The organism is Shewanella sp. VK101 (assembly GCF_056497865.1).
Map to the genome: position 1 here is coordinate 4,647,394 of NZ_CM151402.1, position 16,022 is coordinate 4,663,415.

Consider the following 16,022-nt stretch of genomic DNA (forward strand, 5'->3'; position numbering starts at 1 on the left):
AAAAATCCATCTTCCAAGGACTATCACACATTTTTTCACCAGTTTGACCGATAATGAACATTTTTAGCAACAAAACGAAATTTTGATTGAGCCACAGAGTAGATCTGTTTAGTTTTAAAACCAAAGGATTGAAGTATTGACAAAGGGAAGTGGTTCTCAGCGGGAGAACGACAAGGGAGTATCCTGGATGATCCGATGGACACAACTGCTGCAGAGTCTGGTGGCTGACACAAAGCTTGGCCCCCAGTTGCAACTCTGGCGCAGCGATCCACACTCGACACCTCTGGCACTGTTCAGAGGGAGTAAAATTTTCGCAGCCAACCAGGCCGCGCTGGATTACTTCGCCTGTGTCCACCAGGAAATTCTCGATGCCACTCTCTATGACTTTGCCCCCAGACTGCAATTGGGCGGCCAGAGCAGCATAGAGTTGGCGAAAAAACTACTGCAGGCCGCTACGGCTAAGTCCCAGGTGCAGGAGTGGCTGCATCTCAATCGCCACGGCAAAGAACTGCCAACCCGCCTCTACCTGGAACCCGTCAGAATAGACAGTAACAGGATGATCTTGGTGCGTTTCGAAGCCTTGGATCGTCGCCTGGGCCCCAGAGGTGAAGCTCAGGACGTATTTGGCTTGCTGCCCCGCAGCGTATTGGCGGGCATTCTTGAAGAAAGTGCCGAAGCCGTAGTCATCAGTGATACCTCGGGCAAAATCCTCGCAGTCAATCGGGCCCTCTGCCGCCTTTGCGGTTTCAGCCAGGCACAATTGATAGGCCAGCAACTGCAGATCCTCGAAACCGCAAACGACCCCAAACAGAGAGAATGCCGCGCCGCCTTGGCGCAGCGGGACTTCTGGCAGGGCGAGGTCAGCCATACCCGAGTCGATGGCAGTCACTTTCCCGCCTGGCAGAGCAGTCGCAGGTTGCAGACCGAATCCGGTTGTTATCTGGTCACCATCTTCAGCGATATCAGCGAGCGCAAGCAACTGGAGTCTCGCCTGACAGAACAAGCCATGTTCGACATGCTCACCGGACTTCCCAATCGTCGTCATATGAAGCGCAAACTGCGCCAGGCCCTCAGCGCCAGTCGCGAAGCAGCCAACCAAGGAAAACCAACCACAGGTGCCTTGATGTTTCTCGACCTCAACGGCTTCAAACATGTCAACGACAGCTTTGGCCACTCCATGGGTGACAGAATACTGCAATTGGTCGCCGCCAGGCTGGAAGCCGGTTGCATAGAGAGAGCCGACATCGCCCGCATGGGCGGTGATGAATTTACCTTGGTGTTACAGCATTGCCGCGACAGAGAAGATATCTACCGTTTCGCGCAGCAGATATTGGCCCTGTTCGAGACGCCGTTTGAGTTGGAAGGACAGAAATTCTACCTGGGTACCAGTATAGGTATCAGCCTGTTTGGCGACCGGGAGATAGATCCCTCCGAGCTGCTGAGCCAGGCCGACACCGCCATGTACAGTGCCAAACGCAGCGCCAGTCATATCAATTTCTATGACAGCTCCATGAGTGAGGCCGCCGAACATAAACTCAAATTGCTCGGCGATCTGCGTCATGCCTTGGGGCTGGGGCAACTGAGCCTGTTTTACCAACCCATAGTCAGGCTCAAGGATAACCGCATGGCCGGCGCCGAAGCACTGCTGCGCTGGCACAAGAGTCCACACGAACTACTGGAAGCGGCCGATTTCGTGCCTTTGCTGGAAGAAACCGGTCTAATAGTCACTGTCGGCAACTGGGTGTTGGAGCAAGCCTGCCGGCAACTGGCGCTTTGGCGGCAACAGGACAACGACTTTATTATTTCGGTCAACGTGTCGCCGCTGCAACTGGAGCACCTGGACTTTTACCAGCAGGTAAAATCGGCGCTGCAACATCATCAGCTTCCCGCCGAAGCACTGATTTTGGAGATCACCGAATCGGCACTGCTGGGCCATCCACGCCAAGCCAAACAAACCCTCAAACAGCTCAGGGAGCTGGGGGTCAGAATCGTCCTCGATGATTTCGGTACCGGGCTGTCATCACTGAGCCGTTTAGGCAGTCTGCCCCTGGATGGGTTGAAAATTGCCGGTGAATTTGCCGAACAACTGGAGCATCAGAAAGGCAAACGTCTGTGTCAGGCCATAGTGCAGCTGTCACAGGCACTGGAGCTCAAGTTTGTTGCCGAGGGAATAGAAACGGCCGATCAAAATGATATGGTGCGGCAGATGGGTGACGGGCTGGCACAGGGGTTCTTTTTCGGTTATCCCTTGCATCCAGAACAGTTTGCCCTGGCACATTTTCAGCTTTAGTCAGCGGAGTGAACAGGACTGCCGGCAACAGAGTCATTCTGCTACCACTCCCCTGCAAAAGCGGTAAGCCGACAGTCCCACTCCATCATCAGGGATGATGTACGCTAATTAAAACCGGATTAGCTTATAAATGTCGTGATCTACACGAAATTTTCGCTACCGCTTACTCAATACCGCTCCCGCACCTTGGCCGGCATCCGTCGCAGCCGCTGCGCCACCAGCTCAGCCAGTAACCCATGCATAGGCGCCACATCCAGCCCAGGCTCCAACTGAGACAGGGCCGCTGCTGCCGCCTCGAGTGTCGACAGGCTATCGCTGCGGCTGGCCTTGCGAATGCGATACGCTGTCGGCGCCGTCAGTGACAAATGCTTTTGGGGCAAGGCCTGTAACCAAGGGTTAAGTCGATACATTTTCAAGGTCTTACGCCAGGTGCCATCCAGCAGGATAAGCCGTACCGCTTCAGATGATTCAGCCGCCTGTAATAGCTGACTCTCATCAGAGGGATAGAGTAAGAAAGTCGGCATGCTATTCCTTGTCAGTTCGGCTCTCAGCTCGGCAAAGTCCGCCTCGGTTTCGCCCACTACCACTCTGGTGCTCGGCACAGCCAACTGCAATAAACGCACGCTGTTCTTGGCATGTTCCACCTCGGAGGGATGCTGCAATACCAACAGCCGGCTGCGTGGAGATATAGCAGACACGGCCCCGCAAACACAGGCCGTTTGCGGGTAACCACATTGTTCACAGTAAGGGCGCGACATAGGTCTTCTCTATCAGAGATTCAACACTTTTAAGACTGCGGACCTACCACAGCGCCAGCTATGGTAACACAACCCCTGCCAGCAACCGGCATTGCCCCCATGCACCATCCGGGCTCTAAAAAAATGCCCGCGGCAGCGGTCAACTGCAACGGGCCAAGGGTGATGCTTAAATCTGTTAAAACTCAGTGATGCGCAAACTGCTGCTCCTGATGCCAGGCATTGAAACGACGCTGGGCCATGATCAGCAGCAGCACCATAGACAGGCTGCCCATCACCAGGGTCACGGCGAATGGCGCACTGAGGTCGGTTTGCTGCACCAAACCGGCCAGTAAAGAGGCGCCGCTCATCTGAATACAACCGAGCAAGGCTGCCGCAGTACCGGCACGCTCTCCGAAGGCCGCCAACGCCATACTGGTTGCCGGACCCAACAGGAAGGCGAATCCGACACACAGCAACATCATGGGCAACATAAAGCTCATGGCGGCAGCCATACCTTGTTGAGGGCCATAGATCTGCAGCACAGGTTGCATCGCGGCAGAAGCCAGCAGCAACCAGAGCGAAAACACAACGGTCGCGCGATTTCCAAGGCGTTTGGTGACCATGGGGGCGGCAAAGCAGGCAATAATGTTCACCAAGGCGTTGAGTCCAAACAGGCCACTGAATGCCAGCTCTGACATACCCAAATGATCAATCAGCCACACAGGTGCGTAGGAAACATAGCTCAATATTGAGGCCATACCGGCCATGCAACAGAAGGCATAAAACAGGAAGTGGCGTTCGGCCAATACAGGCTGATAGCGACCCCAGCGGTACAGCGGCCCACTGCTGACGGTATTCTGCGGCCGGGTTTCTGGAAAACGCATACTCACCAGCAGCAGGATCACCAAGCCGTAAACAGCCATCAGTCCAAAGGTTGAACGCCAACCGAATTGCATCGCCATCACACCGCCAAGCGTTGGTGCCAGTGCGGGGATGACGCAAATCGCACCGTTGAGATAGCTGTAGATACGAGAACTTTCAGCCGGTGCGTAACAGTCACGCACTGCACTGAAGACGACGATAGAAGTGGAGCAAGCTGCCAACCCCTGCAATACCCTGGCAATCTGTAACCATTCGAACTCCATGGCAACCACAGCCAACAGCGCACTAAGCACATAGAGAGAAATCCCCCCCAATGCCACAGGCCTGCGGCCAAATCTGTCAGCCAAAGGGCCTATGAGGATCTGCCCTACCCCCATGGCGAACAGGAAAAGCACCAGAGTAGACTGGACTTCGCCGGCACTGACGCCATATTCAATCGCCATAGTCGGCAAAGAGGGCAAGTAGATATCGATAGCCAGTGGGCTTAACAGCACCATGGCCATCAGTATAGGCAGGAGGTTTTTTGCCATAGGTTGTCGTTCAATCCTGAGTGAAAACTGAGATGGGGCACATTCTAATGAACTGGTGGTATGAAAAGAAATGATATAATCTCACAACATAATTTCCTCTGAGGAATATCAGGGTGAATCTGGATAATCTGGCCCGTATCGACCTCAACCTGTTGGTCATGTTGCAGGTGCTGCTGGAAGAGCGCAGCGTGACCCGCGCCGCCAATCGGCTGCACCTGAGTCAATCTGCATTGAGCAAGAGCCTCAACCGCCTGCGCGACATGTTGGGCGATCCTCTGTTTCAGCGCACCGCCCACGGCCTCAAGCCGACGGCTCACGCCGAACAGTTAGCGCAACATCTGCCTATCGCCTTACAGAGTCTGCATCAACTGACCCAACCTCCCGTGTTTACCCCGGCCAGCAGCAACCGGCAGTTTTCGCTCACCATGGTAGAAAGCGCCTATGAAACTCTGCTGCCCAGTTTTATCGGTCGCTTGCTCAGCAACGCCCCTAATGTCAGGCTCGACTCCTATGTCTGGACCGAAAAATCCATGCAGGCACTGCAGCAGGGGCAGATAGATTTGGGAATTTCGGGAAGGGATCTGCAGCCCAGCTCCAGCTTTCACTTCAGCCAGTTGCCGGAAGGGATCCTGTACCAAACTCTGTTTCAGGATCATCAAGTGTGTCTGGTGCGCGAAGGGCACCCGGCGCTTCAAGCTCAAAAGAACAAGGTCTGGGATCTGGCAGCCTACTTGGCGCTACCCCATGTACAGGTGCGTTGTGAGGGTAATGATTGGTGGGCACTGGACTACTTTCTGGCGGACCTCGGTCATCATCGCCGCCTCAGTGCTACAGTGCCGGACTTCTACGGTGCTGCCAGTATTTGTGCTCACAGTGACTTGGTGTTTACCCTGCCCTCCAGTTTTGCACTGCACGCCTGCAAGCTTTACTCGCTGCAGCAATTGCCACTGCCGATAGACTTTATGCCCATGGCTTATGTGTTGCTCTGGCATGAGCGCAATAACGACGACCCCGGCCACCGCTGGATGCGACAGCTGATAGGTGACAGCATGAGCAGTAAAAAGACCGCCTGAACAGCGGTCTTGAGTTAAATATGATTAGAGCACGAAGGTCGCTACCTTGGCATTGAGGTCGGTCGCACGCACCTTGAGCGCCTTGGCGTGCTCAAGGTCGTCCATGGCGGTGGAGGTGATCTCATCGGTAACGTCCTTGATGGCCGTGGTGTTTTGGGTAATCTCCCCCGTTACCTGAGTCTGCTCTTCCGCCGCCGTGGCTATCTGCCCGGCCATATCGGATATCTGCGCCACAGCAACGGCTATCTCTTCCAGCGCCTTACTGGCCTCTTCGGCATCGCCGACACTGCGGCCTGCCATCTGGCGGCTGTTTTCCATGGAGGCTACCGCCCTGGCAGTGGTTTGCTGCAATGCCTCTATGGTGTCGTGGATTTCGGAAGCCGAATCCTGAGTACGCTGAGACAGAACCCTCACTTCATCGGCCACCACGGCAAAACCGCGCCCTTGTTCACCGGCACGGGCAGCCTCGATGGCGGCGTTCAACGCCAACAGATTGGTCTGTTCGGCCACCCCTTGAATTGCGGTGAGAATACCGCTGATAGCCTGGGCATGACGATTGAGCTCATTGATCACTTCGGTGGTTTGGCCTACTTCCTCGGCCAATGAATGTATTGAGTTTCGGGTCTGCAGTACCAGACTCTTACCCTGCTGAGAGCTGCAGGAAGATTGCTGCGCTGCAGTAGCGGTCAACTCGGCGTTGGCAGCAATCTCCTGGGTGGCACTGGCCATCTCGGTAACTGCGGTAGCCACCATGGTTACTTCCTGCTGCTGCCTTTGCAGCTCAACAACCGAGCTCTGGGTGGTATTCAACCCCCGCTCGGCATCCAGATCCAGTTCGGCCGCCAACTGACGTATATGGCTTATCAGTTGATGCTGGGCCGAGACAAAGCGGTTAAAGTTGTCGGCCAGCTCGGCCACTTCATCATTGCTGTCGACAGTGATCCTTTGGGTCAGATCGCCATTGCCGTCGGCAATCCGTGCCAGCGCCTGGGATACCCGCCCAAGCGGAGCCAACAAGAGTCCGAGAAACCAAGAGATAGCCGCCGTGCTCACCAGCAGCACAAGCGCCGCCAAGCCAACCTGGGTCCAAAGCAATTTGCCGAGCGGTGCTTCAAGCGTTGCCTTATCCAGCAGCAGCAAGAGCTGCCAGTCGGTATCCGGGATGGCCGTTGCCCAAACAAGTTTGTCCCGACCATCGGCATCAAAATACAGGGATTGCAACTGCGCCGTTTTTTGAATGTTGGCCAGAATGCCCGCACCGAGATCATCATCAATTTCGGCAACCGGACGCATCGCCTTGCTGCCATCCTTATAAGCGATTACGGTACCGTCGTTATGCATCATGATGGCAAAACCCGCGGCCGGGATCGCCATGCTGTTAACCTCGGCCACCAGAGTATCAATTGCCAAGTCACCACCTATCACCCCTTTGGCGGTTGGCTGCGCCAAAGAGACCACCTGAATACCATAGCCGCTGTCGATATAGGGTTTGGTGATAATGGCCCGGCCTTTGGCCATGGCATCCTGGTACCAGGGACGGCTGCGGGGGTCGTAATGACTGTTGTCCACGCTGGGATCGGCATCCTGCATTTTGCCGTCACTGCCACCGAAGTAGACAGACTCCAGCTTGCCGGCCGCCCGGGCCTGCTGCAGTGCAGGCACAAAGTCATCACTTATGTATTCCTGCAAGGATGAAACCACGTTGGTGCGAATCGCCAACCACTCGGTGACACGCTGTGCCTGCATATCACCAATACGCTTTAACTCTTGCTGGCTGGCTTGCAACAGTTGTGTTTTTTGAGTGCTGTAGCTTTGCCAGGAAAGCAGAGCCACAACCAGAGTCAATGCCAGTACCACACACACCAGCAACTTGTGTTTCAATGAGCGGAGTTTCATCTTCAGCGGAGTCCGATATTTGAGAAAAGGCCGACAACCATCGGAGTAGCGACCTACAGCTTTGTCGAAATGATCGCATATTCTGCTGATTTGACTGAGTGATAGTTCACAATTAGTTGAAAAACAGGTCAAAATTGCAACAAAAACTCTGACTTTTGGGTTTTAAACCACAGTTGATGAATAATTATTTATTCGGGGAACTCCTGCCTCTTAACGCTTTCTTAATAAAGTCGTATTAAACATGATGAATAATGAAGCAGATTTAACGTGACCTGAGCCAGGGATGGGGTCACACTTGGACCCAAGCAAAGACCGGAGGAAGAAAGATGTACCGACAATTTGCGCAGAGTCAGCCACTCAATCCCAGAACCTTGGCGGGAGCATTGCTGAGTCTCAGTGCCTTTAGCCTGGCACTCTTGCTTATGCCCCTGGTGTTGATCCTGGCGGCAACTACACTCCTGTGTTTGAGCCTGTTTGGCCGCAGCTATTTGAAACGCCAGTTGGCCAGCATTCACCAATGCCGCCAAAGAGGCAGACAAAGAGATCTCTACGACCTGGATCCCAACCTGTGCCGGGATTCAGGCTTGAGCCCAAGGGGCCGTATCATAGAGCACGAACCGGACTAATCGGCGAGCAGTTCCTGTGCCCGTTTCAGGGCACGCCGCTCATCTGCCGATTGGCTCAGCTGCAATACATTCTCAACCTGTTGTTGCAGTGACTGCCACAAGGGGCCTATCACCTCCAGTTCACGCTCATCGGCGCGCTCTCGCGCCAGACGCAACCAAGCAACAGCCTCCACTACGTCTATACGTCCAAGGCAACCATCGGTCAGGGCTATCGCCAATTCAATCATGGCGGTCACACTGTGGCCATAGCGGATAACCTGTCTTAAATAACTTTCGGCCTGAGACAGATCCGAGCCAAATGCGGTGTCATCGTTGAGCATATGCTGCGCCCGCGCCAACATGGCATCCAGTTGTCCCTGCTCTGCCGCTTCGGCCAACCATTGTTCACTGGCACCTGGGTCGGCTTCACAGCCTTCGCCACGGGCCAACATCAGGGCTAGGTGGTATTGAGCGTGGGGATCGCCGGCTCTGGCCGCCCGGGTTATGTGTTCAAAGGCTTGTTGCAGCTCGCCGCGTTGATAACAGAGCACCCCGAGATTGGCCATGGCCTCAGATTGTTCGTTGGCGGCAGCAGCACTGAGGAAACGTTCTGCCTCGATTTCATCTTTAGCCAGCTCACCACTACCCACCAGATAGAAGTAGCCCAAGAGCGCCATGGCATCGGTCACGCCGGCCTCAGCGGCTTGGCGAATAGCCTGCTGCCCAGTAGCAAGCTCAACATCACCACTGTAGCCATGAATAAGGGCCACTCCGTGTTCAAACAACGCCTTGGGTTCAGTTGGCGCCGACTCGGCAAACCAGTGTGCCGCCTTGGCCAGCATTCGCGCCGAGTCACCCGTGAGCGGTTCGTCGGCCTTATCTTGCAGGGCCTGTTCCTGGCCACGGGCAATCAGGGCTCGATTCTTGAGCGCCATACCCAGCAGATATTGCGCCTCAGCATCATCCTCCATCACGGCCCGATAGCAGAGCTCGCGTCCGGCCTGCAGATCAAAGTCATCGAAGTGGTACTCTGGCGCTTCCCGGCCCTTCAGCCTTGGGTAGGCCAGTTCCATCAGTTTCAACAGATCGTCGATGGCCTTTTTGGCCAGTTGCAGCAGTTGCGTTTCTGTGAGGTGGAACTTTTCCGGATGGGCGCCGCGGTTGCCATCGGCCCTCAGCCTATGCAGCGCCCGGGTGATGCGCACATCGATCAGCCGCTGGCTATTGAGCTGTTCGATACGATCATAAAGGTTGGGGCTGTCAAAACTGAGCTTGGCCGGTGCGGCCAACAGCTCAGTCAATTTGTGGGCAAAGCTGCGAACATGCAGTAGTGCCTGGGTTGGCACGTCCTGCACATAGCGCTTGGCAGTCCGGTATTCCCGGGCCAAGTCTTCCGACACACTGGCTATAAAGGCAACATCATCCAGCACAGTCTGACCTCACAGAGCCGCTTGAGCGGCTAGCAAAGAAGATTCAAGCTCGGCCCTTACGGGCAACGCGATAAAGGCGGAACAAGGCTACATTGACGAATAAACCAATGAAAGCCACAAAGGTATCCACCACCAACTGCAGTGGCATACCACCAGCCTGTCCCAGTTGCGACAGCACACTGCCGATGAGCAGCAGCGGAAAATAGCTCAGCAGTACCAAGATTGTCGTGCCGGTGAGCCCGCTACTGAACTCAAAACTGGCCTTGATGGCCTGCAACGGGCTCATGCGCTCGACCACTACCATAAAGTTAACAAAGGCCAGGCGGGCAAACAGATACAGGCTGATCCCCATCCCCAGGATCCAAATAGGCCCTATGGCCGCCAGGATCATGGTCGGCGCCGCGATCGCCATTCCGGAGAACACTCCGGCCAACATCAGCCCAGGCACAAATGCCAGACTGGATTTCAACACCTGGCCAGTACTGGGCTGCATGCCTTCGGTACGCAGCTCCATAAATAGCGTCAACGCCGCGATAAGCACTGAGAAGATCACCATCAAGGCGATCACTGCCAGCATATGAGGAGTGCCGAACTGCGGATTTTCAGGATCGGCATTTAGCAGCTCGGCACCGAGCCACATTTGAATACCCACCTGCAACAGCAGTAAGGGAACGGTCAGCATCGCCAGCTGAACGATATGATTACGGAAGAAGTTATAAGCTTCGGTCAGGATGGCAGACAGAGACATGCAGCTTTCCCAAAAAGGTTGTAATTAAAGGATCAAGATAGACGCCAAGGATACCCAAATTCACGCGCCAATGCACAAATGAAATACAGCAAAACGACCGCCTGTCACGCAAAAGCCGTGCATCGACGCCAGAGATAAGACTAGAATATGGCCCCAGAAGACCTTTTATTTGCACAGGAAAGCAGAAATGAAAGCTTATATCACAGCAGCCGTAATCATGGGCTCACTGTTGGCGGCCCCAGCGCAGGCCGGTTGGTTCGACAAACTCACCAGCAACACCCAGACACAAGCCGATACAGCCACCAATACCCAGACCGCCACTCAAAACAGTGAGCTGGTTGGCACCGTGATGTCACAGCTGGGTCTGACTCAAACCCAGGCCGAAGGTGGCCTTGGCAGCCTTCTCGGACTGGCCAAGACTTCATTGGGGCAAGAATCTTTCTCTCCCATTGCCGACAGCATTCCCGGTATTGATGGCTTGCTGGCCGCAGCGCCCAAGCTGGATGGCAACTCAGGGATGACGGGCCTGCTTTCCAAAGCCGGCGACCTGGGTAACTCTCTACAGGGCAGCGCCATGGTCTATGATGCCTTTGCCAAACTTGGGATCTCCAAAGAGCTGGCTGCGCCCATGATAGATATAGTCAAAAACTACCTGCAAAGTAGCGGTGGCGAAGGCACAGCCGATCTCCTGGTCAAGGGGCTGGGCTCATTGCTGTAAAGCGGTTCACACTATCAAAGGGGAACCCGCGGCCACTGATGGCGTCTAAAAAACGTGGCCGCCCGGTTAAAGCGCGCATCGGCAAGGCTGGTTTTCACCCTGCCCAAGCCGCAAACCGCGCGGCCCGACACTCCCAGAGCCAACAGGGTTAGCCCCAACACTGAGCCAACTGACAAGAGAAGCCTATGATCGCCAAACTCAAGCAGTTTTTGAATGCCCATCAGCAGAGTAAATCCCCGCAGGAACAGCAGAAACAACTGGAATTGGCAGCCGCCAGCATGTTGTTGGAAGTGGTTTATGCTGATGAGGAGATGTCCGGCACCGAGGCCCAGCTGTTACCCGAACTTCTGGAACATACGCTGGGTATAGCCGCCGAAGCGGCGGCCGAGCTGATAGTTGAGGCGAAACAAAGCCGTCACGATGCCACCTCACTGTTTGAGTTCACCTCAGCCATCAATGATAGCTTTACCCTTGAGCAGAAGCAGCAGCTGATCCTGGCGATGTGGCGTGTGGCCTATGCCGACGGCGAACTGTGCCGCTACGAAGACCAGATCATTCGCCGCTGTGCCGACCTGCTGTATCTCAAACACTCTGAGCTGATCCAGCTGCGCAACCAGGCCATGACTGGCAACTCAGACTGAACCCGCCCTTTATTGCATGCTTTTATTGCACGTTTTTATTGCATAGGGATCACCGGCGGCAATTGGCGTTTCTGCCACTGCTGTTGCAGTGTCAACAACACAGCCAGCACACAGAGCAACCCCAGGGCGTAGGCCATGGCGTTGCCGAGTGCAAACGCCAGCAAAACACAAAGCGCGCAGCTTAGCAGTACCAAAGGCAGGTAACGTTTGCTCAGCAAGCGAATGGCTGCCAGCATGGACAAGAGATAGATCACCACAAATACCCCGTTACTCCACGCAATAAGCTGCTCAAGCTGTTGGCCTGAAATATAGGTCAGCACTATCACCAGCCCCATCACACCCAGCACGGCCGACAAGGCTCTGACCGGTACCTGATAACTGTTACGCTCACGGAACCAGGCCGGCAATATCCCCTCGGTACTGAAGCTCCAAAGCAGCCGCGATACACTGGCGGCATAAACGTTAACCGCCGCCAGACCACTGGCAATACCCAGCACACCTATCACCTGAGCACCGTATCCGCCGAGCAGGGTATCGAATGCGCCTATCATGGCGACCTTGGTATCCACTTCCACCAGCAATAACAGCAAGGTACAGGCCAAATAAACCGCGCCGACCAAAATCACCCCTATCACCATGGCGGGGATCAAGTCCCGATCCGGGCGCCGAAAATCGTTGGCCAAGTGGGTCATGGCCTCCACACCGAGGAAACTCCAGAAGGCGATGCCTATCGCCAGCATCACGCCGTCATAATCGGGAGTGGAATGAGCAGTCAAAGACACCAATTCACCGGCCTTGGCACCACCGGCGCCGAACATCATTACCACCACGGCCACAATTCCCAGTGTCAGGGCAAATTGCGCCTTGGCAGAAACCTGAATCCCCCTGAGATTGAGTAGCCAGAGCCCGAGCAGAACCAAGAGTTCGCAGCCCACTTGAACCCAGCCGGACACGGGAACCAGCGCATTAACGAATTGGAAAGTCATCAAAATGGCGGCGGGCGCACCGATAGGCACAGCCATCAAAAAGCTCAGGCCTATGGTGCGGCCCAGGGTACGGCCAAAGGCTCGTTCGACAAAATAAGCCGGCCCGGCGGCGTGAGGGAAACGACTGGCCAGACGGGCAAACACCAGGGTCACCGGAATAATGGCCAGGGTCAGCAAAGCCCAGGCCAACAAGGCGCCACTACCGGCTTTGGCGACCGTCATCTGCGGCAAAATAAACACCCCGGTACCCAACAATGTGGTGGCCATTAAGCCGGCGCCCTGCCAGCGTCCTATGGTTCCTGTAACTTGATTCATCTGCTAAATTATCAGTATCTTGAATGGCGCCAGTATAGTCGTTCTCCGGCAGACTTTCTGTCATTCGTTTCCGTCAAATACGGCTTTTAGGCCGACAAAATGACGGCAAATCAGCAAAAAACACTCAAAACGTCAGGTAGCATGGATAAGTTCGATAAAGCAATCATTAATGCACTTAAAAAAAACGCCCGTCGAAGTATTTCAGATGTGGCTGCCGAAGTATCGCTGTCCCGCAGCGCTGTCTCGGACAGGATCAAGAAGCTCGAGCAAAACGGTGTAATCCGCGGTTACCAGCTGCTACTCAGCGAATCCCAAAAAGAAGCTGTGAGTGCTTACTTTGAAATTCAGCATAAGTGCCCCCGCTGCAGCGATGTGGTGCATGTGTTTCACGCGATTCCGGAAGTCGTTACCTGCCATGGTATCTCAGGCGACATGGATCTGCTGGTGTTTGTCAAAACCCCATCCATGCGGCGGCTGCATGAGATCCGCGAATATATCGACACACACACCGAGATAGTGAAGATTAAAACCCATGTGGTGATGAGCGAGTGGATTAATAACCAGTGAACTAAAACCAAGAAAAGCCACCCGCGTGCTCAATAGGTGGCGAGTCCCGTGGAGGATCGGGAAATGCGTCAAAGGCGCAATAACAAAGTGGCTTCCTGCCCAATCACTTCCTTGTCAGCAACGTAAAACGCTGCTTCAGGATGCGGCGGTGCTTGTTATTGACTGCAAAGCCGCCGCATTCCTTAACCTCTTATCAGTGGCAGTCTTTGCAACCCGCTGCCGGGTCTTTTTCTTCGTGAGCTGTATGACAGTCAGTACAGCTGAGCACGCCATCATGTTTCTTGTGAGCCTCACCTTCGAGCGACTTCATATCACCGTGACAGGAAGCACATTGCTCGTTTTCAAAGGCATAGTCGGCGGAAGGCGAACCATCTTTATGGCAGGCTTCGCAGCCGGACATTTCCGTGTGGGAATCGGCAATTGGGGCCGCCAGCAGTGAACCGGAGAAACCCAGAGCCATCATCAGAAGCATTTTTTTCAACATCACATTTTCCTTTTTATGGGGGTTAAGCAATCGTCATTTGTCCTGTGTACAGGATGAAGTGGCGCAGCAAAATGACCCCCAACAGACTCAGGGTTGCTGTCGCAGCCACATAAGACCATTTACGCTTGGCCGTGGCGGTCATAAACAGATTCATGGCCAGTGGAATAGAGAGGCCACAACCCAGGATCCCCAGCCAGAACACCCAGCCCCAGAAACCTTCCCCTATGGCATTGAAGGCCGCGACTTTGCTTTGGCCACCGGTGAGTACCAAGCCGGCGAAGAAGGTGAAGATCACCGCAATTTCCACCAGGATCAGAGGGATCTCTATCTTGTGAATAAAGTGCACTTCCTTGCCGTCAGGGTTACCCTTGAGCAGTACACCACCAAGCAGAGACGCCGCCGCACCGGAAGACAAACCGGAGATCAGGAACAGCAGAGGCAATACCGGATTCTTCAGCATGGGGTAACCGGGCAGAGCCGACAGCAGGAAGCCGGTATAAGCCCCCAGCGCCAGGGAGAAGATCAGCAACAGACCTGTCAAACTGGGCTCATGCTTGGCCAAAAAGCCTGTCACTTTAAGCACCACGGGGAAACGTTGCTCACACCAGTCGTCTATCGGTTGACGGAATACCATGGCAATCCAGGCAAACATGAACACCATGTAAACCATGAGGATCATCACCCCGATGGACATCACTGAAGTGGGGTTATAGAACACCAGGATCTTCCAGAAATGGAACGGCTTGGTCAGGTCGATTACCAAGATCCCCAAGCCCGCCATCACAGTGATCGGCGCCACCAAACAAGCTGCCTGGACAAAGCCGGAACGCCAGGCATCCTGCTTCAGACAAAGGTTTTTCAACAGCACGGCAAAGAACATGGCGCCCGCCGAAACCCCGGCGAAGAACAGATAAAACGCAATGGGCCAGTGCCAAACCAAAGTATCAAAATGAAAAGGACTCATAGCTTAATCTCCCCCTGTTTGGCCACAATCTTGAACAGCTTGGGCCGGGTGCCGAGATCGACCTTGGATCTCTGGGTTGGGTTGGCCCGAATCATCTGCACCACTTCTGAACTCGGATCTTTCAGGTTACCGAATACCAAGGCTTTGGTTGGGCAGGCTTCCACACAGGCCGGCTGTTTACCCTGCTTGAGTTGAGTCTCTCGGCAGAAGTCGCATTTGTCGGCCGCTTTGGTAACAGGGTTGATAAAGCGCACCTGATAGGGGCAAGCCGCGATACAGTACTGACAACCGACACACTTCCAGGCGTCGACCGTCACTATGCCGGTTTTCTTGTCCTTGAACGCCGCACCTGTTGGGCAGACGTTGACACAAGGAGCGTCTTCACAGTGCTGACAAGACTTACGGCTAAAGTGATAAAACTGGTTCGGGTATTCGCCGTAAGGGCCGGTGCGAATAATCTCCAACCGGGAAACCCCTTCAGGTACCTGGTTGACTTCCCGACAGGCGTCACTACAGGCGTTACAACCAATACACTTGGTTTCATCATGGAGCAGGGCATAATTGATCCCCGAGTCATGATCGGCACTGGCAACCGCTTCATTGCCACTCAATGGATAGAGAGAGGCACCGGCCATCAGGGCACAGCCCCCTTTTAAAAAACGTCTTCTGGAATTTTCCATTACTCTTACCCCTTAGTTGGCCGTATGACAGTCGCGGCACAGCTTACTGTGCTGTTTGCCTGTTGCTTGTTTCATTGGATCGTCCAACGGGTGCAGCTTGTGGCAGGCGGCGCAGCTCAACTTGTCGGCGTGAACATTGTGGGTCCACTCTTTTTCAGCCAATTTCTGCGGCTGGTGACACTTGAGACAGGTGGCATTCTGGGTCGCAGGTGCAATCCCTTCCTGAGGAGTAAATACCCTTAAATCATTGGGCTTTCTTGGATGGTTTCCTTTTTCGCCATGACAGGTACTGCAACTCATATTGAGCTGATCCTGGCCATGGTGTCCCTGCATTAAGCCATTACGTTTGTGGCACTTCACACAGGGATCACTGTTGATTTTCAACGCGGTCTCGGCATAGACAACGCCGCTCACTCCCAACAAACAAGTCAAAGAGGCCGCGCCTAATATTGCACGCCATCGAATACTGGACATCT

16 protein-coding genes are annotated in these 16,022 nt (G+C 54.5%); 6 read left to right on the forward strand and 10 right to left on the reverse strand.

Annotated elements, in window-relative coordinates:
* Positions 1 to 187 precede the first annotated feature (187 nt).
* Positions 188 to 2,290: a putative bifunctional diguanylate cyclase/phosphodiesterase gene (locus tag ACSHSR_RS20650; RefSeq protein ID WP_071238005.1), complete on the forward strand. Its 2,103-nt coding sequence runs from the start codon at positions 188 to 190 to the stop codon at positions 2,288 to 2,290.
* 167 nt (positions 2,291 to 2,457) lie between these two features.
* Here ACSHSR_RS20650 and ACSHSR_RS20655 read toward each other — a convergent pair whose 3' ends face one another.
* Together ACSHSR_RS20655 and ACSHSR_RS20660 are read right to left on the reverse strand one after the other, a co-directional pair.
* Positions 2,458 to 3,048, reverse strand: coding sequence for a tRNA-uridine aminocarboxypropyltransferase (locus ACSHSR_RS20655; protein WP_025010752.1), 591 nt, complete (start codon positions 3,046 to 3,048; stop codon positions 2,458 to 2,460).
* 182 nt (positions 3,049 to 3,230) lie between these two features.
* A complete protein-coding gene (locus ACSHSR_RS20660) occupies positions 3,231 to 4,439 on the reverse strand; it encodes a multidrug effflux MFS transporter (protein WP_208143312.1) in 1,209 nt (402 codons plus the stop codon).
* 113 nt (positions 4,440 to 4,552) lie between these two features.
* On the opposite strand from ACSHSR_RS20660, the gene ACSHSR_RS20665 reads away from it, so the two are divergent.
* On the forward strand, positions 4,553 to 5,512 hold the full coding sequence (locus ACSHSR_RS20665) for a LysR family transcriptional regulator (RefSeq protein WP_025888907.1): 960 nt from the start codon (positions 4,553 to 4,555) through the stop codon (positions 5,510 to 5,512).
* Between the two features lie 24 nt (positions 5,513 to 5,536).
* Here ACSHSR_RS20665 and ACSHSR_RS20670 read toward each other — a convergent pair whose 3' ends face one another.
* Entirely contained in the window at positions 5,537 to 7,408 is a 1,872-nt protein-coding gene (locus ACSHSR_RS20670) for a methyl-accepting chemotaxis protein (protein WP_117200196.1), read from the reverse strand.
* Positions 7,409 to 7,734: 326 nt separating this feature from the next.
* On the opposite strand from ACSHSR_RS20670, the gene ACSHSR_RS20675 reads away from it, so the two are divergent.
* Positions 7,735 to 8,034 (forward strand): hypothetical protein, encoded by a 300-nt coding sequence (locus ACSHSR_RS20675; protein WP_025010750.1) that lies wholly within the window; start codon positions 7,735 to 7,737, stop codon positions 8,032 to 8,034.
* Here the strand turns inward: ACSHSR_RS20675 and ACSHSR_RS20680 are convergent.
* Positions 8,031 to 9,443 carry a tetratricopeptide repeat protein gene (locus ACSHSR_RS20680; RefSeq protein WP_335922338.1) on the reverse strand — a complete coding sequence of 471 codons (1,413 nt, stop codon included), beginning with the start codon at positions 9,441 to 9,443 and terminating at the stop codon, positions 8,031 to 8,033. The two genes, ACSHSR_RS20675 and ACSHSR_RS20680, sit on opposite strands and share 4 nt — an antisense overlap.
* Positions 9,444 to 9,486: 43 nt before the next feature.
* Positions 9,487 to 10,191: a hypothetical protein gene (locus tag ACSHSR_RS20685; protein ID WP_025888906.1), complete on the reverse strand. Its 705-nt coding sequence runs from the start codon at positions 10,189 to 10,191 to the stop codon at positions 9,487 to 9,489.
* Positions 10,192 to 10,378: 187 nt separating this feature from the next.
* Here ACSHSR_RS20685 and ACSHSR_RS20690 point away from each other — a divergent pair, with 187 nt between their 5' ends.
* Positions 10,379 to 10,909, forward strand: a complete 531-nt coding sequence (locus ACSHSR_RS20690) for a DUF2780 domain-containing protein (RefSeq protein ID WP_093983954.1) — start codon at positions 10,379 to 10,381, stop codon at positions 10,907 to 10,909.
* A gap of 185 nt (positions 10,910 to 11,094) precedes the next feature.
* Positions 11,095 to 11,550 carry a tellurite resistance TerB family protein gene (locus tag ACSHSR_RS20695; protein ID WP_025888905.1) on the forward strand — a complete coding sequence of 152 codons (456 nt, stop codon included), beginning with the start codon at positions 11,095 to 11,097 and terminating at the stop codon, positions 11,548 to 11,550.
* 35 nt (positions 11,551 to 11,585) lie between these two features.
* On the opposite strand, the gene yjeH is transcribed toward ACSHSR_RS20695, so the two are convergent.
* Positions 11,586 to 12,851: an L-methionine/branched-chain amino acid transporter gene (yjeH, locus tag ACSHSR_RS20700; RefSeq protein ID WP_208136310.1), complete on the reverse strand. Its 1,266-nt coding sequence runs from the start codon at positions 12,849 to 12,851 to the stop codon at positions 11,586 to 11,588.
* 141 nt (positions 12,852 to 12,992) lie between these two features.
* On the opposite strand from yjeH, the gene ACSHSR_RS20705 reads away from it, so the two are divergent.
* A complete protein-coding gene (locus ACSHSR_RS20705; protein WP_028780007.1) occupies positions 12,993 to 13,418 on the forward strand; it encodes an Lrp/AsnC family transcriptional regulator in 426 nt (141 codons plus the stop codon).
* A gap of 193 nt (positions 13,419 to 13,611) precedes the next feature.
* Here ACSHSR_RS20705 and ACSHSR_RS20710 read toward each other — a convergent pair whose 3' ends face one another.
* Genes ACSHSR_RS20710 through ACSHSR_RS20725 form a run of 4 tightly spaced genes read right to left on the reverse strand, consistent with a single transcriptional unit; the run spans position 13,612 to position 16,020 of the window.
* Complete coding sequence (locus ACSHSR_RS20710) at positions 13,612 to 13,902, reverse strand: cytochrome c3 family protein (protein ID WP_025010747.1); 291 nt, start codon at positions 13,900 to 13,902, stop codon at positions 13,612 to 13,614.
* A gap of 22 nt (positions 13,903 to 13,924) precedes the next feature.
* Positions 13,925 to 14,866: a cytochrome c nitrite reductase subunit NrfD gene (nrfD, locus tag ACSHSR_RS20715; protein ID WP_028780006.1), complete on the reverse strand. Its 942-nt coding sequence runs from the start codon at positions 14,864 to 14,866 to the stop codon at positions 13,925 to 13,927.
* Entirely contained in the window at positions 14,863 to 15,546 is a 684-nt protein-coding gene (locus ACSHSR_RS20720; protein ID WP_025010745.1) for a 4Fe-4S dicluster domain-containing protein, read from the reverse strand. Before ACSHSR_RS20720 ends, nrfD begins: the two co-directional genes overlap by 4 nt.
* 12 nt (positions 15,547 to 15,558) lie before the next feature.
* A complete protein-coding gene (locus ACSHSR_RS20725) occupies positions 15,559 to 16,020 on the reverse strand; it encodes a nitrite reductase (protein ID WP_044735454.1) in 462 nt (153 codons plus the stop codon).
* Between the last annotated feature and the right edge of the window lie 2 nt (positions 16,021 to 16,022).